This is a genomic window from Hyphomonas sp. UBA3601 (assembly GCF_002375605.1).
GTDB lineage: Bacteria > Pseudomonadota > Alphaproteobacteria > Caulobacterales > Hyphomonadaceae > Hyphomonas.
The window spans coordinates 350-20,114 of the sequence record NZ_DFME01000026.1; the positions used below are offsets into that span (position 1 = coordinate 350).

Below are 19,765 nucleotides of genomic sequence, written 5' to 3' on the forward strand. Positions count from 1 at the left end.
ACGTGCTTGGCGTAGGTGTCGAAGTTCTCGGCCACCTGCGCGGCCAGTTCGCGCGTCGGGCAGAGGATCAGGCAACGGGGCATGCGGGCCCTCGCCCGTCCGCGCGCAAGGCGATGGATCATCGGGAGCACGAAGGCCGCCGTCTTGCCGGTGCCGGTTTGCGCGATGCCTGTGACGTCGCCGCCGGCGAGGATATGGGGGATGGCTTCGGCCTGGATCGGCGTGGGCGTGGTATAGCCTGCCTCTTCCACAGCCTTAAGTACGTTCGGCCCAAGGCCGAGGTCTGCAAATGTTACGTCAGTCAATGTTATGGTTCCTGGAATGGTTTCTGATTCAACCCGGCGGCCTTGGTGGCCGCAGTTTCCCGCGTTCAGTGCCTTAGTGCACTTTTGGCGGGCCGGGCGAATTCCATGCCCGGAGCGTCGTGTTGCGCTGCACATAAGCCAAATTGTGACTAAATGGAAGGGGGGCCGCCCAGCTTTCGCCCGAGAGCGCGCAGGTCAGACGCGATAGCGCTGGACGTCATCGATCAGATTTTGCAGCACGCGCTTGGATCGGCCCCAATCAAATGCCTGTCCGGGCACGGTAATCGTGCCTTTCAGCAATGTGCCTTCCTCACGGGATTCCAAAGTGATGATCATGTTGCCCTCCCACGACCAGACAGAAGAGGCCATTTTGGAATTGATGATGCAGCCATCGCCTGCCTCTGAAATATCCACGATTGGCTGGCTGCGGCTGGCGAGCGAACAGACCACGGCAGCGAGCGTTTCGCCGAACGTGTTGCGAAAGCCTTGCGACAGTTCGCGGTCCATCTTGAGGCCGAGCTTGGCATAAAGCGGGATGGCGATGTCTTTCATCGCGGCCAGCGGGACCCCGCCCGCGCCAGCCGCCGCCATGACGGGCTCGGCATATTTGAAGAACTGTTCTGCGGTCATCCCTTGGGGAGTCGCCCCGGTGACTTGGACGACCCGTGCTCGAACATCGGGATGGTTGATGATCTCTCCCACATTCATCGAATTGCGCCAATCGACGCTGGGATCAACATTCTGTGCAGGGAGGGATGGCATTGAGGCGGAGTGTGCGCCGTCTGTAACAGCTGTTCCGCAATTGGCGCAGAAGCGGTGGCCATCTCCCAGCTTCTGTCCGCAATTTGTACAAAACATGGGCGGTCCCCTCGTCCATATGACGAGAGGACCTTACCCCAAATCAGGCGCCCGCGTCAGCGAGATTCTGGTTCGCAAAATCCCAATTCACGAGATTGTCCAGGAAAGCGCCCATATAGTTCGGGCGGCTGTTCTGGTAGTCGAGGTAGTATGCGTGCTCCCAGACATCCATGGTCAGGATCGGCGTAGCGTCGATATCTGTGACCGGCGTTTCCGCGTTCGGGGTCTTGGTGATGTGCAGCTTGCCGCCCTTGTAGACCAGCCAGGCCCAACCGGAGCCAAACTGACCGCCGCCTGCTGCTTTGAAGTCCTTCACGAACTGGTCGTAGCCGCCCAGGTCGCGGTCGATCAGTTCTGCCACTTTGCCGTGCGGTTTGCCGCCGCCGCCCGGTTTCATGCAGTGCCAGTAAAATGTGTGGTTCCAGACCTGGGCCGCATTGTTGAACAGGCCGGCCTTGCCGCTATCGGCTGCGGCTTTCTTGATGATGGATTCGAGCGACTCGTTTTCGAGGTCGGTGCCCTCGATCAGGCCGTTGAGGTTGTTGACATAAGCGGCGTGGTGCTTGCCGTGGTGAAAGTTCAAGGTCTCCTCGGAGATGTGCGGCGCCAGGGCGTCGCGTCCGTATGGGAGATCAGGGAGGGAAAATGCCATTTTGGGCGTCCTTTCTTGCAGCAAAGTATCTGGTCTAATTACGCGTCTTCCCACATATGGGTTGCATGTCAAACCAGACTAGCCCTCTTTCCAAATCTCAATGGGCCGCAATCGACAAGCGGATTCTGCGGGCAGACGAAGACCGCTGGATTTCCAGCCGCTATGCGAAGGACGATCAGCGACAGGCGCTGACGGCACTTTATGCGCTGGCATACGAGCTGGCACGGGTGCGCCTGGTGGTTTCGGAAGAGGGTCTTGGCCTGATCCGGTTCCAATGGTGGCGGGATGCAATTTCCGAAATTGAAATGGGCAAAGTGCGCGAACATGACGTCGCGCGGGCCTTGAAAGAAGAGATCGAGGCCGGGCGCCTGAAAGCACGCGCCTTGCAGGATCTGATTGATGGTTATCAGGCTGCCTTTGAAGCGCAGGACCGGGCATTGGAACCGGAAGGCTGGCTTGCGCTGACGGCGGCGCATGTGCTGACGCCGATGCATAACTGGGCTGAGGAAATCCGGAACGTCGCGCCCTATTTTGCCGCCGCTCGCCGCTCTGACTCCAAGGCATTCGGCCCGATCCTGCCGCCTGCACCGAAGCCGATCCGGCCAGCCATTGCGCATTTCCGGCTGCGCAAACTCTACACCGAGGGCAAGACGCCGAACGCGATCCAGAAACGGCTCTGCGTGCTGCAGGCGGTCCGTAGCGGCAAGGTCTAGGGCTCGAACGCCTTCAAGATGGGGCATGGGCCGCCATCCTCATATGCACATTCTTCCGCAAGCCGTTTCAATGACGCCCGGGCCTGCTGTAGCTCGTTGATCTGGGCATCCAGCGCCTTGAGGCGATCTGTTGCCATTTGTCTGGCTTCCGTGCGGTCTGTCATCGCGTCGAGTTCGATCAGGCGGGCAATTTGCTTCAACGTGAAGCCGGCGGCCTGCGCAGAGCGAATGAAGCGAAGGCGTTCCATATCTGCACGGCCATATTGGCGGATGCCACCTGAGACGCCGCTGCCTTGTGGGCGCTCCGGTAGCGGCATCAGACCCAGACGCTGATAATAGCGGACGGTTTCCACACCTACGCCTCCAGCTTTGGCCAATTTTCCAATCGAGATTTGAAGATCGTGTTGCAACCGTACCATGGTACGGGGGTTATATAGGCAAGGTCTGAAGTCCACAATCGGAGTTTCCCATGTCTACGACCAAACCCGTCGCCCATCTCTACCGGATGAAAACACCGTCGCATGTCTGTCCGTTCGGGCTGAAAAGCCGGGCGCTTCTGAACCGCAAAGGGTATGCGGTGGATGATCATCTCCTGACCAGCCGCGAGGAGACCGATGCCTTCAAGCGAGAGCATGATGTAAAGACGACGCCTCAGACTTTCATCGACGGAAAGCGGATCGGCGGATACGACGCCTTGAAGGAATTCTTCGGCCAGCCTGCGAAGGACAAGGACACGAAGACCTATACGCCGGTCATGGCCATCTTCGCGTCGGCTGCCCTGATGGCGCTAGCTGTCAGCTGGGCCACCTATGGCAGCTTGCTGACCATCCGTGCAGCGGAGTGGTTCATTGCGATCAGCATGTGCATCCTGTCCATCCAGAAATTGCGGGACCTTGAAAGCTTTTCCAACTCGTTTCTCGGCTACGACCTGTTGGCGCGGAAATGGGTCAGGTACGCTTATATCTATCCGTTTGCGGAATTGCTGGCAGGCGTGCTGATGATTGCCGGCGCATTGATCTTTCTGGCGGCGCCGGTCGCCCTGTTCATTGGCACGATTGGTGCGGTATCAGTTTTCCGTGCGGTCTATATCGAGAAGCGAGACCTGAAATGCGCCTGCGTCGGCGGAGACAGCAATGTGCCGCTGGGCTTTGTCTCCCTGACCGAAAACCTGATGATGATCGCAATGGCTGTGTGGATGCTGGCCAAATAAGGCTCAGGTGCCGCGTGTATCGCCATACAGATGGATGTGCAGGCGGTCAGTGAAATTGTAGCCAGCTTCAAGACATGCCTCGGCAAGCCATGTTTCTCGCGCACGAAGTTCGGCGGGCGTACGGCCCTCGGGCATCAGCCATACGCGACCGGTGGGCATACCGGATTGTGCAACAAGGGCGTGAACTTCTGTGAGGTCTGACGGGTTTGCGACGACGATCTTGAAGTTCGCGCGCGGGTCGCTCGCATAGAAGTCGAGCACTTCGGGCCTGAGACGGATTGAGGCCGAATTGCCGGAATGGGCCAGCTTCGGCGAGACATTGAACTGGTCGATCAGCTCCGCCGCGAGACCAATAGGCTTGATCGTGCCATTGGTTTCGATCTCGATATAGAAGTCTGGGTCGAAGGTTTTGAGATTTTGGATTAACTCACCGAGTTCGCGTTGTTGCAGCAAAGGTTCACCACCGGTGAAGATGATGCGGCGGCAAGGCTGGCTGATCAGTCTCTCGGTCAGGGCGTCGACAGATACATCGACGGTCTCTGCTGTGCGGTCGAATTTTTTCGGGGCGCCCGGCAGGTCATCGCGATGAGCAAACTCCGTCCCCAGAAAATTCCATGTATAGGCCGTGTCGCACCAGACGCAGTGCAGGTTACACTGGGAAAAGCGCACAAATACACTCGGCTTGCCGGCCGAGACGCCCTCGCCTTGTAGCGAATGGAAAATCTCGGGCACGCCGGGCTCTGTGACGGCGAGGCGCATGTTTATTCTGCCGGGACCAGGCTGGTGGCCGACAGCCAGGAATCAAAGTCTTCCAGTGCGCGTACGGCCTGCGCGCGTTTCTTGGCGCGGCCCTTGTCCTTGCCGCGCAGGCGCTTACCGTCGGGCCCGTGTTTGGGGAAGTCGGTGATCTCAGGGAACAGGCCGAAATTCACGTTCATCGGTTGGAACGTCGCCTTGCCTTCAAGGTGTCCGCCGGTGATGTGGCGGATTAGCGAGCCGAGTGCGGTCGTCTCGGGCGGCGGCGCCAATGGACGGCCAAGGCGCTCTGCCGCGGCAAAGCGACCGGCGAGCAAGCCCATGCCCGCGCTTTCGACATAGCCTTCGACGCCGGTAACCTGGCCAGCAAAGCGCAAGCGCGGCAGGGTTTTCATGCGCAGCTGCTCGTCGAGCAGTTTCGGCGAATTCAGGAACGTATTGCGATGGATGCCGCCAAGCCGCGCAAACTCTGCTTTTTCGAGGCCGGGGATCATCCGGAAGATATCGGTCTGCGCGCCATATTTCAGCTTGGTCTGGAAGCCGACCATGTTCCACAAGGTGCCGTGGGCATTGTCCTGGCGCAGCTGGACGATGGCGTGCGCCTTGATGTCCGGCTGGTGTGGATTGGTCAGGCCGACCGGTTTCATCGGTCCGAATCGCAGCGTCTCGCGACCGCGCTCTGCCATGACTTCAATCGGCAGGCAGCCTTCAAAGTAAGGCGTGTTTTTTTCCCATTCCTTGAACTCGGTCTTCTCGCCCGAGATCAGCGCGTCGATGAAGGCATTGTACTGGTCTTCATCCAGCGGGCAGTTGATATACGCCGCTGTGTCTCCGCCGGGTCCGGGCTTGTCATAGCGGCTCTGGCGCCAAGCCTTGGTCATGTCGACGGAGTCGAAATAGACGATTGGCGCGATGGCGTCGAAGAAAGCGAGATCATCCTCGCCAGTATGGGCGTGGATGGCTTCCGCGAGCTTGAGCGAGGTGAGCGGCCCGGTGGCCACGATCACGCTGTCCCAGTCTTCGGGCGGGATACCGTCGATTTCCTCGCGGATGATGGTGACGTTCGGATGGGCTTCCAGCTTGGCAGTGACAGCTTCTGCAAAACCTTCGCGGTCCACGGCCAGCGCGCTGCCGGCGGGCACTTGGTGCTCGGCTGCCGTATGCATGATCAGGCCATTCGCGCGGCGCATTTCCTCATGCAGCACGCCGACGGCATTCGAGACGTGATCGTCCGACCGGAACGAATTGGAACAGACCAGCTCCGCCAGTTTGTCGGTCTGGTGCGCATCAGTGCCTTTGACGCCGCGCATTTCGTGCAAGATGACGGGCACGCCTGCATTTGCGGCCTGCCAGGCGGCCTCCGACCCGGCCATGCCGCCGCCGATAATATGAATGGGTTTGATGCTCATGGGCCGGATGTGCGGGGCGACGGCCCCTCCGTCAAGATGGCGTTTGCCGTGATTCCTCGTGGCGAGCGCGCGGTGAGGCGTGTAAGGAGTCGGGTATGACTCGTGAACTCTCCATTCCCGGCCTTGTTTCAGAGGCTTGGTCCCTTGCGCTGAAAGCGGCGCGGCCCAGCTTGGTCATCATGCTGGCCCTGATTGTGGCAGGCGGGGTTTACACGTTCGCCGTGGGACCTGGATCTTCAATGGGCGATGCAGCGCCGGCCATTGCTGCGCTGGTCGTGTTCGTAGTCGGCATCGAATTTTCGCTGGTTGTGTACCGCGCGATGCTGGACACCGGGACGGGAGACCGGTTGCGCCTCGCCCATGCAAATCTGGCGATCTACGTGGCATTCCTGTTTGTGGGTGTCTTCATCGGGTTCTTCCTCCTGATTCTGCCCGGAATCCTGCTCAAGGCTTCCGGTCGGGTGGATGTTGATGCGGAGACGCCGCCAGAAGTCGTGCAGGCCGCGCTGATCGACATGCTGCCGACCGCTTATGGCGCGGTGCTGATCCTTGCCTGTCTGGCGGGTGCAGCCATACTGTTCTTCATGGCATTGCGTCTGTTGCTGGTTGGCGCTGCAACGGTTGCGACGGGCCAGACACTGGTGTTTCGCACATGGCCATGGACCAAGGGCCACGCTGTGAAACTCGGTCTCGCGGGACTGGCGACACACATCCTGCCATTTGCTGTGGCGGTTCTGATCAACTGGACCTTGCGGGATATCTGGGGCGATAGCGCCATTGGGGCCTTCCTGTCAGGCGCGATTGGCATGGCCCTGCTGGTGCCGTTCCTGCTTGGCGGACATGGCCTGGCGGTGGCCACCCTGCACCAGCTGCACCCTGGTGCCGAGCCAAGCGAATGATTGCACCTGTCATCTAAATCGTCCTATCCTGACGCCTGATAAGCAGTTCAGGGGGGCTCTGCCACATGCCAAGCCGGTTTTCATTTGATGGCGCGCTGATGTTCGCGTTCCGTGCGGCGCATGTGCGGAGCTTTCTCTGGGTCTTTCCTCTCGCCTTTGCCGGTGTGTTCACCCTGTGCAGCTTGGCGATCCTGATTTTCGCCAAAGACGATTTTTTACAAGTATTCCAGACCATAGAAATGCTGGAGCAGGCCTCGGTCGGTCGGGGGGACCCTCAAGCCGTATTCGCCGCGATATTGGGTGCGATGGAGCCACTGGTCGGGTGGGCGGTCTTCGCCATGCTCGGCAGCTGGATCATCTGGGCAATGTTCGAAGCCGCGTCGCAACGGCGATATGTTCGCGATGAGCGATTTTCCCTCGGTTTCGGAGGGGATGAAATACGAATGATGGCGGTCGGACTCTGTTGGGCCGTGATGCAAACCCTGTTCATCATTGTACCGGTGCTCATGTTCTTTGGGGCCGTGTCCACGGCAGTGGGGCTTGCGGCCGATGGCGTTACCGAGTCACAGATCGCGAGCCGCGTCGTGGGTACGATCCTGGGTGCATTCGGGCTCTGGATCGTGCTGTTTTTTGTCTACGCGTTTTTCGCAACGCGGCTGGCACCGTGTTTTGGTCTCACCATAAAAGACAAGGCTTTCCGGTTTTTCGATGCCTGGAACGTGTCGCGTGGACGGTTTTGGCCAATCCTCGGTGCATATCTCATCCTCAGCATCGTGGGTGGAATCGTCGTCAGCATCGCCGACCAACTGCTCCAGTTGCCTATGATGTTCATGATGGCGCCAGCATTTGAGAATGTTCAGACTGGCGATGACATTGCCGCAGCCTTCATGAGCAGTGGGGTGATCGTGGTGTTGGCCGTCTACCTGATCGCGCGCCTGTTCCTGTCGGGGCTGCTCATGCATGTCGCTGGCGCGCCGGCTGCGTTTGCGGCGAGGCATGACCCGCGCGGCAGTGTGGACGATACGTATCGTGTGGATACTTTCAGCTAAAGAGAGGGCGAGCTGATGAATACTCTGGAATTTTCAGTCGGGAATGCGATGGGGCACTTCCGCAAAACCGGGGGACCGAAAGGGTTTCTCTGGAAGTATGCGTTGGCATACGCGCTGATCGGAATTGTTGTGCAGGGGCTCAGCCTCTACCTCATGGCGCCCATCTATGGTGCTGCGTTCAATCCCATCGTCATGGAAGATCCCGACATGATGGATCAGGTGATGCCGGAGAATATGGGCCGGGTGGCGCTCGGCTATCTGGTCTCTTTTGTCTTTGGTATCCTGATGTGGATCATGTTCGAAGCCGCCAGCCAGCGGCGCTACATGCGCGCCGACGGGTTCAGCCTGAAGCTTGGCGGTGATGAAGGCCGCCTGTTCGTGGTCGGCCTGTTCTGGTTCGGTCTGCTGATCCTGCTTTATATAGGGATGTTCATATTGATGATGATCCCCATGATCATCGGAGCCGCCGCGGGCGGTGATGGCGCCTTGGCCGCCGGAGCTGTGGCGGTGATTGTCATGCTTGCCTACATGGTGTTCGCAATATGGGTTGCTGTGCGTTTCTCACCCGCGGCCGCCATGACCATTCGGGATCGCAAGATTCGGTTCGGCAGTGCGTGGCGCGCCACCAAAGGCAAGGTGTGGACGTTGATCGGCAGCTGGCTGATCCTGGCGCTGATCATGATGGCGATCATCTTTGTCTTGTATCTGGTCTTCGCGGTGACCGCTGTCCTGGCGTTGATGCCGGTCATGCAGAGCGGATCGGACGATCCGGCCGCGATACTTGCTGCCTTTGCATCGCCGGGATTCATCATCCCCGCGATTTTCTTCGGGCTGATCTATATGGGGCTGGCTGGCATCATGATGCATGTGTTCGGTGGCCCCGCAGCGCTGGCTGCGAAGACCGACCCGAACTGGACGGACACGGCGGCGATCAACGAAACCTTCGTCTAGCGCGACAGGCGATTACTTGGCAGGGCTCGGCGTGCGGGATTTCCGCTTTGCCGGGCTCTTGGCTTTTGGCGTTGCCTTGGTTGCGGCCTTTGCAGGGGCCTTGGCCTTCGGCCTAGCTGCAGCTTTGGCTTTCGCAGGCGCCTTTGCGGCGGCCTTTTTCGGTTTGGCGGCAGGCTTTGCCTTGCTCGTGCCTTCGGCTCGCAATCGCTTGTTGCGCGCGGCGCGGCGCTCGTCCTGACGTCGGAACGTCTCGGCGAGGTGTTTACCGGTCCAACTGTCGGTGCAGGCAGCAATATCTTCCGGTGTGCCATAAGCGACGAGTTCGCCGCCGCCATCGCCGCCTTCAGGACCGAGGTCCAGCACCCAGTCCGCCGTTTTCACCACATCCAGATTGTGCTCGATCACGACGACCGTGTTGCCGGTGTCGACGAGGGAGTGCAGCACTTCGAGAAGCTTGCGAACGTCCTCGAAATGCAGGCCGGTCGTCGGTTCGTCGAGAATGTAGAGCGTCTTGCCGGTGGCGCGCTTGGAGAGTTCCTTGGCGAGCTTCACCCGCTGGGCTTCGCCGCCCGACAAAGTCGTCGCCTGCTGGCCGACTTTCACATAGCCAAGGCCGACCTGGTTCAACGTGTCGAGCTTGGTCGAAATCGCAGGCACGGCGGAGAAGAATTTCGCGGCGTCTTCCACGGTCATGTCCAGCACGTCGGCAATCGACTTGCCCTTGAACAGGACTTCCAGCGTCTCGCGATTGTAGCGCTTGCCCTTGCAGGTTTCGCACGTGACATAGACGTCTGGCAGGAAATGCATCTCGATCTTGATGACGCCGTCGCCCTGACAGGCTTCACAACGCCCACCCTTCACGTTGAAGCTGAACCGGCCAGGTGCGTAGCCGCGCGCCTTGGCCTCGGGCAGTCCGGCAAACCAGTCGCGGATCGGGCCGAAGGCACCGGTATAAGTGGCCGGGTTAGAGCGCGGTGTACGGCCAATCGGGCTCTGGTCAATGTCGATGACCTTGTCGAGATGCTGCAGGCCTTCAAGGCTTTGGTACGGCTGTGGCGGGCTGGACGCGCCGTTCAGCTTGCGAGCCAGTGCTTTGTAGAGCGTTTCGATGATCAACGTGGATTTGCCGCCGCCGGAGACGCCCGTGATGCAGGTGAAGCTGCCAAGCGGGATCGTGGCGTCGACATTTTTCAGATTGTTGCCGGTGGCCCCCTTCAGGGTCACCTTGCGCTTGGCTTTCTCGACCGGACGGCGCGTCGGAATCGGGATTTCCTTGGTGCCGTTCAGATAGTCTGCTGTCAGGCTTTTCGGACTGGCCATCACCTCATCGGGCGTGCCCTCGGCAATGATCTGGCCGCCATGCACACCTGCGGCCGGTCCCATGTCGATAACATGGTCAGCGGTCAGGATAGCATCCTCGTCATGTTCCACGACGATCACGGAGTTTCCAAGGTCACGTAGGCGTTTCAGCGTTTCCAGCAGGCGATCATTGTCGCGCTGGTGCAGGCCAATGCTCGGCTCGTCCAGCACGTAGAGCACGCCGGTCAGGCCGGAGCCGATCTGGCTGGCGAGCCGGATGCGTTGGCTCTCCCCGCCAGACAGCGTGCCCGAGGCGCGGCTGAGCGTGAGGTATTCCAGGCCGACATCATTGAGGAAGTCGAGCCGGTCATTGATTTCCTTCAGGATGCGTCCGGCGATCTCATTCTGCTGTTTCGTCAGCGACTTGTGAACGGCAGCGAACCAGTCATGTGCCTGCTTGATCGAGAAGACCGAGGCGTCGGAAATGTCGAGACTGTCGATCTTCACCGCCAGCGCTTCAGGTTTCAGACGCTTGCCACCGCAGGCCGGGCAGGGTGCGGCTGCCTGAAATTTCGCGATCTCGTCACGCACCCATTGGCTGTCGGTTTCGCGATAGCGGCGCTCAAGGTTCGGGATGACGCCTTCGAACGTCTTCTTCACCTCATAACGGCGCATGCCGTCATCGTAGACAAAATTGATTTCTTCTTCGCCCGTGCCGAACAGTATCATCTGGTGGATGTCCTCCGACAATTTGTTCCAGGGCTTCTTCAGGTCAAATCGGTAGTGCGCCGACAAGGCCTGCAGAGTCTGGGTCTGGTAGGGTGAGGTCGATTTGGCCCAGGGCGCGATCGCACCGTTCAGCAGGTCAAGATCCTTGTCCGGAACAACCAGTCCGGCATCCACCTTCAATTGCTGTCCGAGGCCGTCACAGGTCGGGCAGGCCCCGAAGGGATTGTTGAACGAGAAGAGGCGGGGTTCGATTTCAGGGATTGTGAAGCCGGAGACCGGGCAGGCGAAATTGGCGCTGTAGGTGATGCGCTTCGGCTCGGTCTCGCCGTCTTCGAGATCGGCATATTCGCCGATAGCGATGCCATTGGCGAGTCCGATCGCCGTCTCGAAACTTTCGGCGAGGCGCTGTTCCATGCCCTCGCGCACGACGATCCGGTCGACCACGACGTCGATGTCATGCTTGAATTTCTTGTCCAGTTTGGGCGGGTTTTCCAGTTCGTGAAACTCGCCGTCGACCTTGACCCGCTGGTAGCCATTCTTGAGCAATTCGGCGAATTCCTTGCGGTACTCCCCTTTCCGGCCACGGACGATAGGCGCCAGCAGGTAGAGCCGCGTGCCTTCGGGCAGTTCCATTGTGCGGTCGACCATCTGGCTGACGGTCTGGCTCTCGATGGGCAGGCCGGTGGCTGGCGAATAAGGGATGCCGACGCGTGCCCACAGCAGGCGCATGTAGTCGTAAATCTCGGTGACCGTACCAACAGTCGAGCGCGGGTTCCGGCTGGTCGTCTTCTGCTCAATCGAGATAGCGGGCGACAGGCCCTCAATGCTCTCTACATCCGGCTTCTGCATCAGCTCCAGGAACTGGCGCGCATAGGCCGAAAGGCTCTCGACATAACGGCGCTGGCCTTCGGCATAGATCGTGTCGAATGCCAGCGAGGATTTGCCTGATCCAGAGAGGCCGGTCATCACGACCAGCTCGCCGCGGGGGATATCCACGTCGACATTCTTGAGATTGTGTTCCTTGGCGCCGCGCACGCGGATGAAGGGAGACTCTGCCATTGACGGGCTCTCTGCTGGATTGATGCTCGTTTCGCCAGCGAAACGGAACTAAATATCTGCTAGGTCCTATGTGTGCCTTGAGTCCAGCTTGACGACAAGAACAAAATGTGAACATACAGCGGGCGCTGCTTTTTCATGCCGAAGGCGGGGGAATTTTCACCGCAGCGGGCGACACACCGCCTTGAGCAGAGTAAAAGCGGATTCGAATCGAAAGCGAAACAGACCGGAGCGGAGTTGGAACCATGGCAGGATCAGTGAACAAGGTCATTCTTGTCGGAAATGTTGGACAGGACCCGGAAGTCCGCCAGTTCCAGAATGGCGGCCAGGTCGCCAGCTTCTCGCTCGCCACGTCCGAGACGTGGAAGGACAAGAATACGGGCGAACGCAAGGAAAAGACCGAATGGCATCGCGTTTCGGTTTTCAGCGAAGGCCTTGTCCGCGTTGTCCAGAATTATATCAAAAAGGGCTCCAAGCTCTATATTGAGGGCCAACTCGAGACCCGCAAATGGCAGGACAAGGATGGCCAGGATCGCTACACGACTGAAGTCGTGCTGCGCGGCTTCAATTCCACGCTGACCATGCTGGACAGCCGTAATGAAGGCGGTGGCCGGTCGTCCGGCAATGATTTCGGCGGCTATCAGGGGCAGGCCGGCGCGCCGCGCCAAATGAGCGGTCCGCAGGAAAGTTTCAGCCAGGACCTCGACGACGAGATCCCGTTCTAGCGCTATGCGGGCAGGCTGGCATCCTGCGCACTGGTTGGCGGCGACTGTGGTCGCCTTACTGAGCGCATGCCAGTCTCCGCCGATCGTCCCGGTCGGAAATCTTGATTCTGTCCTTGCCAGCGAATCCATGACGCCGGATACAGCGGCGCTCGTCGTCTACCGTCTTGAAGACAGTCGGACATGGACCACCAGCGGTGAGCGGCCATCTGAGCGTTTCGTGGCCGCATCGACCTCCAAGATCCCGCACACGCTGATTGCCTTGGAGACAGGCGCTGTCAGCGGCCCCGATGAATGGTTTGAGTGGGATGGTGAGACGCGGTTCTTGCCGGTGTGGAATGAAAGTCAGGATTTCGCTTCGGCCTTCCAGCGTTCCACGGTGTGGATTTACCAGACGGTCACGCCGCGTATCGGCAATGTCGCGCTGAGCACTTGGCTCGCGCGCTTTGGCTATGGGAACGCTGACACGGGCACCGAGGATGATATTCAGACCTATTGGCTGAAGGGCCCGCTGAAGACCTCCGCGCGGGAGCAAGTCGTGTTTCTCGCGAAACTGTCTGCCCGCACTTTGCCGCTTTCGGCGCAGACCTATGAGCAGGCGATTCCGATGATGCTCGCCGAGGAGGGTGATGGCTGGTCGATCCATGCCAAGACGGGTTGGAAGAGTGTATCCGGTGAAACGGATATCGGCTGGTATGTTGGCTGGCTGGAACAGACCGAAGGTGGCGCTCCGGGTACATATACATTCGCGTTCAATCTGGACATGAACGCTGAAAATCCGGCACTGAAAACGCGCAGAGAGGCGGTCCGCAAAGCGCTCGAAACCATCGGGGCGCTGAGCCCTGCTTCCGAGACCCCGTTTTAGGGTGATTTCGCCCGTATTTACTGCTATTTTGGCCCTGTCGCATTTGTTTCAATCATGGCGGGATGCTAGACATGTTCCTGTATCGGAACAGGTGATTCCCGTTAATTTCACCGTAGCCAGGACGAATTCTCCATGAGCGACGACACAACTCCGCCAGACGACCCGGAAACGCCAGAAAATGGCGGTGAGGGCAGCGCGCCCCTTCCGGACGGCATTGAGCTGATTTCTATCGAATCCGAGCTGAAAAGCTCCTATCTCGACTATGCGATGAGCGTCATCGTGAGTCGGGCACTACCGGATGTGCGGGATGGTCTGAAACCTGTTCATCGCCGCATTCTCTATGCGATGAACGAGGGCGGCAATACGCCCAGCAAGCCGTACAAGAAATCTGCAAATATCGTCGGCGCGGTGATGGGTAACTACCACCCGCACGGTGACTCTGCGATCTATGACGCGCTGGTGCGCATGGCCCAACCATTCTCGATGGGCGTGACGCTCGTAGACGGTCAGGGCAATTTCGGCTCGATCGACAATGATCCACCAGCCGCCATGCGTTATACCGAAAGCCGCATGACGAAGGAGGCGACCTATCTGCTCGCCGATATCGACAAGGATACGGTCGACTTCCAGGACAATTACGACGGATCCCAGAAAGAGCCGATTGTCCTGCCGGCGCAGTATCCGAACCTGCTGGTCAATGGTGCTGGCGGCATCGCGGTCGGTATGGCGACGAATATCCCGCCGCACAATCTGGGCGAAGTGATCGACGCGACACTGGCAATCATCGAAGACCCGACGCTGGATGAAGACGCCCTGCTCGAAATCGTCCCCGGTCCTGACTTTCCGACCGGCGGCCAGATCATGGGCATGTCCGGCAGCCGCAAGGCGATGACCACCGGCCGCGGCAGCGTGATCATGCGCGCCAAGACCGATATCGAAGAAGCCAAGAATGGCCGTCAGGCCATTATCGTGACCGAAATTCCCTATCAGGTGAACAAGGCCGCGATGATTACAAAGATCGCGGAACTCGTGCGTGACAAGCGCATCGAAGGCATCGCTGACCTGCGGGACGAATCCGACCGGAACGGCATTCGTGTTGTGGTCGAACTGAAAAAGGATGCGAGTGCAGAAGTGGTGCTGAACCAGCTCTTCCGTTTCAGCCAGATGCAAACCAGTTTCGGCGTCAACATGCTGGCCCTGAATGGTGGTCGCCCGGAGCTGATGAACCTGCGCAAAGTGCTCGATTGCTTTGTGGCTTTCCGTCAGGAAGTCGTGGTTCGCCGCACCAAGCACGAATTGAACAAGGCACGCGACCGCGCCCACGTCCTTGTCGGCCTGGCCATGGCCGTGGCCAACATAGACGAAGTCATTCGCATCATACGCTATTCGCCCGATCCGAATGCAGCCCGCGAAGCTCTGCTCGAGAAAGCTTGGCCGATCATGGATATGGGCCCGCTGCTGGATCTGATCGCGGACCGCCGGACCCGCAAGGGCGACGGCGACACGATCTATCTGTCCGATGAGCAAGCGCGCTCCATTCTTGCGCTGCAGCTGTCCCGTCTGACGGGCCTCGGCCGTGACGAGATTGGCAATGAAGCCAAGGGTCTGTCCGAGAAGATCGAGGAATTCCTCAGCATCCTGCGGTCGCGCCAGCGCGTTCTGGACATCATCAAGGGCGAGCTCTCTGAAGTTAAAGAGAAATTCGCTGTTCCACGTCGGTCGGAATTCGCCTTTGGCGGCATCGACATGGAAGACGAAGACCTGATCGAGGTCGAAGACATGGTCGTGGCCGTGACGCATGGCGGCTACGTCAAGCGCACCCCGCTCTCGACCTATCGTACGCAGCATCGGGGCGGCAAGGGCCGCTCGGGCATGAACATGAAGGACGAGGACTTCGTCGTGAACGTGTTCTCGGCGACCACGCATACTGAAGTCCTCTTCTTCTCCTCGGCCGGCATGGTCTACAAGGAGAAGGTCTGGCGCTTGCCGATTGGTGGGCCGAACTCGCGCGGCAAGGCGCTGGTCAATATCTTCCCACTGGCCGCCGATGAGCGTATCGAAAGCGTCATGCCGCTGCCGGAGGACGATGAGTCCCGCAATGAGCTGGACGTCATGTTCGCGACGAAGACCGGCACGGTCCGCCGTAACAAGTTGTCAGATTTCACTCGCGTGAACCGCAACGGCAAGATCGCGATGAAACTGGAAGATGATGACGGCATCGTGTCAGTGAAGATCTGTTCCGAGAAGGACGATATCCTGCTGACCACAGCGCTTGGCCAGTGTATCCGCTTTGCCGTTCCGGATGTCCGTGTCTTTGCGGGGCGCAATTCGACCGGTGTCCGGGGCATCCGTCTGGGTGAAGGAGATGAAGTGATCTCAATGGGCATCCTGCGTCATATGGACGTTACGTCGGAAGAAGCGCGCGGCTATCTGAAGCATGCCGCCGCGATGCGCCGCGCTGCGACGGGCGAGGAAGAGGAAGTCTCGGACGATGATGGCGAAGAAGCCGTCGACGAGGCTGCCTTGAGCGCTGAACGCATTGCCGAACTCGGCGCCGCCGAGGAATTCATCCTGACCATTGCCGATGACGGCATGGGCAAGCGCTCGTCGGCCTATGACTACCGTGTCACCGGGCGCGGCGGCAAAGGCCTTGTCGCCCAGAATATCTGGGGACGCGACAAGAAGCAGGGGCCGGTCAAACAGGTTGCGCAATCCTTCACGGTGGGCGACGGCGATCAGGTCATGCTGGTCACCAATGCAGGCCAGCTGATCCGCACGCCTGTTGAGCAGATCCGCATCGCCGGTCGGTCGACGGGGGGCGTCTGGGTGCTCCGCACAGCCGAAGGCGAACGCGTGGTTTCTGTCGCACGGCTTGTGGAAGACGCTGAAACCGCTATGGATGATGCCGAAGATGCGGGAGACTAAATCCCGTACGTAAATCGGACCTGAAAGGCGGGGAGGACAGGCTTTTGCATCGCGTTGGACTATATCCAGGAACATTCGACCCGCCGACGAACGGCCATCTTGATATCATTGGCCGCGCCCGCAAGCTGGTGGACACGCTGATCATCGGCGTGGCGATCAATGAAGCCAAGAAACCCCTGTTCCCGCTACAGGAGCGGGTCGACATGGTGCGGTCGGAGTGCGCCAAAATGAACGGACCGGGCCTGGCCGATATTAAGGTCATGCCGATGCATGGATTGCTCATGAAGTTCGCCGAGGCTTGTGAAGCACACATTATCGTGCGCGGCCTGCGCGCGGTTCAGGATTTCGAATACGAATTCCAGATGACCGCCATGAACGAGCAACTGAATCCCGACATTGAAACCGTGTTTCTGATGGCCGATGTTAGGCATCAGGCCGTGGCCTCTCGGCTCGTGAAGGAAATCGCGAGCCTGGGCGGAGATATCACGCCGTTTGTAACGCCCGACGTAAAACGGGCCCTGCTGGAGAAGTATGAAAAATGAAGTTTGCCGCTTTCGCGCTTGCCGCTTCCGCCATCGCCCTGACAGCCACGGCCGATACCACAGAAAGCGCAGCGCCAGCGGAAGACGCCCCGGCAACTTATACGGTTGAAGACGCCAAGGCCGATACGGCCAGCTGGCGTGCCGTTGACCCAGAGCGTCTGTTCATTTTCAATACCAACAAGGGGCGCATTCTGATCGAAGCGTTCCCGGAAGTTGCTCCCAAGCATTTCGAGCAGTTCTCCACCATTATCCGGTCTGGCGATTATGCGGGCACCAAGTTCCATCGCGTGATCGAAGGTTTCATGGCACAGGGTGGCGACATTCGCGCCATCAATGGTGTGGGCTCTGGCCTGCCGGGCATCGAAGCTGAATTCACGTTCCGCCGCAATCCGGAGGAGATGCCGCTGGATTATGCGATTGGTGAGCGCGACGACGCAGACAATGGCTATATCAACGGCTTTCCGATCGCGACCCGCCCGCTTTGGCTGGCTCAAGACCTCGGGAACGAAACCATCGAAAGCTGGATCCCGCATTGCGCGGGCGTGGTGTCTACTGCGCGCCTTGGCAATGATGTGAACTCCGGCAATTCGCAATTCTTCCTGATGCGTGGACATACCGAACATCTCGACAAGCAGTACACCGCTTGGGGCCGTGTGCTTGACGGGCAGGATGTGGTCATGTCGATCAAGAAAGGTCCGGATGGCACTGATGGAGTGGTCACGAATCCGGACACGTTGGAATCGGCCGCCATAGCGGCTGACCTGCCGGAAGGTGAGCGCCCCCAGGCTTGGGTCATGCGCACGGACAGTGATCTGTTTGCCGACCTGATCACCGGGCCCGGCCGTCCGCATGTTTGTAGCCTGCCGCCCGTTCCAACGGTCGTTGAAGACTAGAGACTTTCTGGTCGGGGCATCGCCGCATGGACTTGTCCGAATTCGAGTTTGACCTGCCGGAGCACTTGATTGCGCTGCGCCCGGCTGATCCGCAGGATTCTGCGCGTCTGCTGGTGGTGCATGGCGATGGGCGGTTGGAAGATGCGACTGTACGTGACCTGCCGCGCTACCTGTCGGCTGGTGATGTCATGGTGTTCAATGACACGCGTGTGCTGCCAGCTGCATTGACCGGCGTCCGTCCGGCGCGTGATGAGTCTGGGCAGGACGTGGCGTGCGATGTCAATCTGACCGAGCGGATGGATGCGCGGCGCTGGCGCGCACTCGCAAGGCCGGGTCGTCGGCTGAAAGAAAGCGACACGATTATCTTTGCCGAAGGCTTTTCCGCTGAGATCACTGGTCGTCATGAAGGCGGCGAAATAGAATTGTGCTTCTCGCTGGCGGGCGATGAGTTGACCGATGCACTCGATGCCCATGGCGCGATGCCATTGCCGCCTTACATCGCGCGTCGTCGCCCGGCGGATGCCTTGGACCGGGAAACTTATCAGACCAGGTTTGCTGGCGAGGATGCAGCTTCCGTTGCCGCTCCTACAGCCGGTTTGCACTTCACACCGCGCTTGCTGGCTGACATCGATGCGGCTGGCATTGTGCGAGAGACCGTCCGCCTCCATGTTGGACTCGGCACGTTCAAACCCCTGGAAGCGGCGCAGCTTGAAGCGAATCGGCTGCATGAGGAATGGCGACGCCTGACGCCGGAGGTGGCGGCCAAGCTGAACACAGCGCGGGCCGGTGGACACCGTGTGGTGCCAGTCGGCACAACGGCTATGCGCACACTGGAGAGTTGTGTTGATACGGATGGTATCCTGCACGCGGCAACCGGCCCTACGGATATCTTCCTGAAGCCGGGCGATGCCGTTCGCGCAACAGACGCCCTCGTGACGAATTTCCACCTTCCGGGCTCCAGCCTGTTCATGCTGGTCTGCGCCCTTATGGGGACGGAGATCATGCAGGCGGCTTATGCGCACGCTATTGCCAGCGAGTACCGTTTCTACTCGTATGGCGACGCATGCCTGTTGCTCCCAACGTAAAATCCCCGCGCCTCAAGCACGGGGATTTGACGGTCAGTTCATCGAGTTGCTAGCGCACTTTCACGGTTGCACGAACGCCATCGGGTTCATACTTGCGGCCATTGTCATTGTAGCAGAACGTGGTGTCATAGCGAACGCGCTCGCCGTCTTCCCAAGTATATTGGAACGATTCGTAGCAGTCATAACCTTTATAGCGCGCGTTCCAGCGGTGCTCACGACGTATCTCATGGCGCGTGTGCCAATGACCGGACTCGTAACCATCGTAAACATATGTTTCGTGTCGATGACGCGGATGAGGATCAGCGGTTCTTACCCCGACCCCGACGTCCACATCGGTGTCTACCCCTACGCCGATGCCGAGTTGAGCGTATGCGGGAGATGTGGCGAGTGCGGTTGCAGCGCCTAGGGCGCCAGCTGCGGCAACATATTTCAATGACTTCATCATGGTCAGCTCCTTCAATAGCTTATGCTATAAACGGAGCGCTAATGCTCAGGTTCCTGATGTCCTGATATTGCCTTATTTCGAGATGGCAGGCTGGCCCAACTCGTCGCGCGTCCGGATGGCCTTGGCGGCGGTGATCTTTGCCAACAGGCGTCCATTGGTATCTTTCCACTCGGCTTCGACGAGCCCAGTCGTGCGACCGCGACTCACAAGTCGGCCTTCGATCGTGATCAGGCCGTGGCCGACAGGGCGTAGAATGCGGGTCTGCAATTCCATTGTCGTGAACCATTCGCCTTCGGCCAGCGCGCTTGCCATTGTGATGGATACGATATGGTCTGAAAAGCCAGCTACCCAACCGCCGAAGGCGCGGTTCTCACTGATATCGCGGTCGCCCGTATTCGGCCA

At 59.3% G+C, this 19,765-nt stretch carries 20 protein-coding genes; 11 read left to right on the top strand and 9 right to left on the bottom strand.

Annotated elements, in window-relative coordinates; genetic code table 11:
• The 3 genes from B4F73_RS02620 to B4F73_RS02630 all read right to left on the bottom strand — a co-directional run.
• Window positions 1–305: DEAD/DEAH box helicase (locus B4F73_RS02620; RefSeq protein WP_290482442.1), on the bottom strand; the 305-nt coding region annotated here is incomplete at its 3' end.
• A 195-nt stretch (window positions 306–500) separates the two neighbouring features.
• Window positions 501–1,163, bottom strand: coding sequence for a zinc ribbon domain-containing protein (locus B4F73_RS02625; RefSeq protein ID WP_290482443.1), 663 nt, complete (start codon window positions 1,161–1,163; stop codon window positions 501–503).
• Between the two features lie 43 nt (window positions 1,164–1,206).
• Window positions 1,207–1,815: a superoxide dismutase gene (locus tag B4F73_RS02630; RefSeq protein WP_206992518.1), complete on the bottom strand. Its 609-nt coding sequence runs from the start codon at window positions 1,813–1,815 to the stop codon at window positions 1,207–1,209.
• Between the two features lie 65 nt (window positions 1,816–1,880).
• On the opposite strand from B4F73_RS02630, the gene B4F73_RS02635 reads away from it, so the two are divergent.
• Window positions 1,881–2,528: a squalene/phytoene synthase family protein gene (locus B4F73_RS02635; RefSeq protein WP_206992519.1), complete on the top strand. Its 648-nt coding sequence runs from the start codon at window positions 1,881–1,883 to the stop codon at window positions 2,526–2,528.
• Here the strand turns inward: B4F73_RS02635 and B4F73_RS02640 are convergent.
• Window positions 2,525–2,947, bottom strand: coding sequence for a MerR family DNA-binding protein (locus B4F73_RS02640; RefSeq protein ID WP_206992520.1), 423 nt, complete (start codon window positions 2,945–2,947; stop codon window positions 2,525–2,527). The two genes, B4F73_RS02635 and B4F73_RS02640, sit on opposite strands and share 4 nt — an antisense overlap.
• 50 nt (window positions 2,948–2,997) lie before the next feature.
• On the opposite strand from B4F73_RS02640, the gene B4F73_RS02645 reads away from it, so the two are divergent.
• Window positions 2,998–3,738 (top strand): glutaredoxin, encoded by a 741-nt coding sequence (locus tag B4F73_RS02645; protein ID WP_290482444.1) that lies wholly within the window; start codon window positions 2,998–3,000, stop codon window positions 3,736–3,738.
• Window positions 3,739–3,741: 3 nt separating this feature from the next.
• Here B4F73_RS02645 and B4F73_RS02650 read toward each other — a convergent pair whose 3' ends face one another.
• Window positions 3,742–4,497, bottom strand: coding sequence for a 7-carboxy-7-deazaguanine synthase QueE (locus B4F73_RS02650; protein WP_206992522.1), 756 nt, complete (start codon window positions 4,495–4,497; stop codon window positions 3,742–3,744).
• Between the two features lie 2 nt (window positions 4,498–4,499).
• Complete coding sequence (gene trmFO / locus B4F73_RS02655) at window positions 4,500–5,903, bottom strand: methylenetetrahydrofolate--tRNA-(uracil(54)-C(5))-methyltransferase (FADH(2)-oxidizing) TrmFO (protein ID WP_206992523.1); 1,404 nt, start codon at window positions 5,901–5,903, stop codon at window positions 4,500–4,502.
• Window positions 5,904–5,998: 95 nt separating this feature from the next.
• Between trmFO and B4F73_RS02660 the strand changes: the two genes are divergently transcribed.
• The 3 genes from B4F73_RS02660 to B4F73_RS02670 all read left to right on the top strand — a co-directional run bounded on the left by B4F73_RS02660 (window position 5,999) and on the right by B4F73_RS02670 (window position 8,802).
• Window positions 5,999–6,802, top strand: a complete 804-nt coding sequence (locus B4F73_RS02660; protein WP_290482445.1) for a hypothetical protein — start codon at window positions 5,999–6,001, stop codon at window positions 6,800–6,802.
• Between the two features lie 65 nt (window positions 6,803–6,867).
• Complete coding sequence (locus tag B4F73_RS02665) at window positions 6,868–7,851, top strand: hypothetical protein (RefSeq protein ID WP_290482446.1); 984 nt, start codon at window positions 6,868–6,870, stop codon at window positions 7,849–7,851.
• A 15-nt stretch (window positions 7,852–7,866) separates the two neighbouring features.
• A complete protein-coding gene (locus B4F73_RS02670; protein ID WP_290482447.1) occupies window positions 7,867–8,802 on the top strand; it encodes a hypothetical protein in 936 nt (311 codons plus the stop codon).
• A 12-nt stretch (window positions 8,803–8,814) separates the two neighbouring features.
• Here B4F73_RS02670 and uvrA read toward each other — a convergent pair whose 3' ends face one another.
• Entirely contained in the window at window positions 8,815–11,889 is a 3,075-nt protein-coding gene (gene uvrA / locus B4F73_RS02675; protein ID WP_290482448.1) for an excinuclease ABC subunit UvrA, read from the bottom strand.
• A 242-nt stretch (window positions 11,890–12,131) separates the two neighbouring features.
• Between uvrA and ssb the strand changes: the two genes are divergently transcribed.
• From ssb to queA, 6 genes are all read left to right on the top strand, one after another.
• Window positions 12,132–12,611, top strand: coding sequence for a single-stranded DNA-binding protein (ssb, locus tag B4F73_RS02680; RefSeq protein WP_034814137.1), 480 nt, complete (start codon window positions 12,132–12,134; stop codon window positions 12,609–12,611).
• Between the two features lie 4 nt (window positions 12,612–12,615).
• On the top strand, window positions 12,616–13,473 hold the full coding sequence (gene blaOXA, locus B4F73_RS02685; protein ID WP_290482449.1) for an OXA-1090 family carbapenem-hydrolyzing class D beta-lactamase: 858 nt from the start codon (window positions 12,616–12,618) through the stop codon (window positions 13,471–13,473).
• Between the two features lie 132 nt (window positions 13,474–13,605).
• Entirely contained in the window at window positions 13,606–16,398 is a 2,793-nt protein-coding gene (gyrA, locus tag B4F73_RS02690) for a DNA gyrase subunit A (RefSeq protein WP_290482450.1), read from the top strand.
• A 44-nt stretch (window positions 16,399–16,442) separates the two neighbouring features.
• Complete coding sequence (gene coaD / locus B4F73_RS02695) at window positions 16,443–16,940, top strand: pantetheine-phosphate adenylyltransferase (RefSeq protein ID WP_034814135.1); 498 nt, start codon at window positions 16,443–16,445, stop codon at window positions 16,938–16,940.
• Window positions 16,937–17,833: a peptidylprolyl isomerase gene (locus tag B4F73_RS02700; RefSeq protein ID WP_290482451.1), complete on the top strand. Its 897-nt coding sequence runs from the start codon at window positions 16,937–16,939 to the stop codon at window positions 17,831–17,833. Before coaD ends, B4F73_RS02700 begins: the two co-directional genes overlap by 4 nt.
• Window positions 17,834–17,859: 26 nt before the next feature.
• Complete coding sequence (queA, locus tag B4F73_RS02705) at window positions 17,860–18,918, top strand: tRNA preQ1(34) S-adenosylmethionine ribosyltransferase-isomerase QueA (protein ID WP_290482452.1); 1,059 nt, start codon at window positions 17,860–17,862, stop codon at window positions 18,916–18,918.
• Window positions 18,919–18,967: 49 nt separating this feature from the next.
• Here the strand turns inward: queA and B4F73_RS02710 are convergent, their stop codons facing one another.
• Both B4F73_RS02710 and B4F73_RS02715 read right to left on the bottom strand, forming a co-directional pair.
• Window positions 18,968–19,363, bottom strand: coding sequence for a hypothetical protein (locus tag B4F73_RS02710; RefSeq protein WP_206992532.1), 396 nt, complete (start codon window positions 19,361–19,363; stop codon window positions 18,968–18,970).
• Window positions 19,364–19,435: 72 nt separating this feature from the next.
• Window positions 19,436–19,765 (bottom strand): PaaI family thioesterase (locus B4F73_RS02715; protein WP_290480892.1); only part of this gene is annotated, 330 nt, incomplete at its 5' end.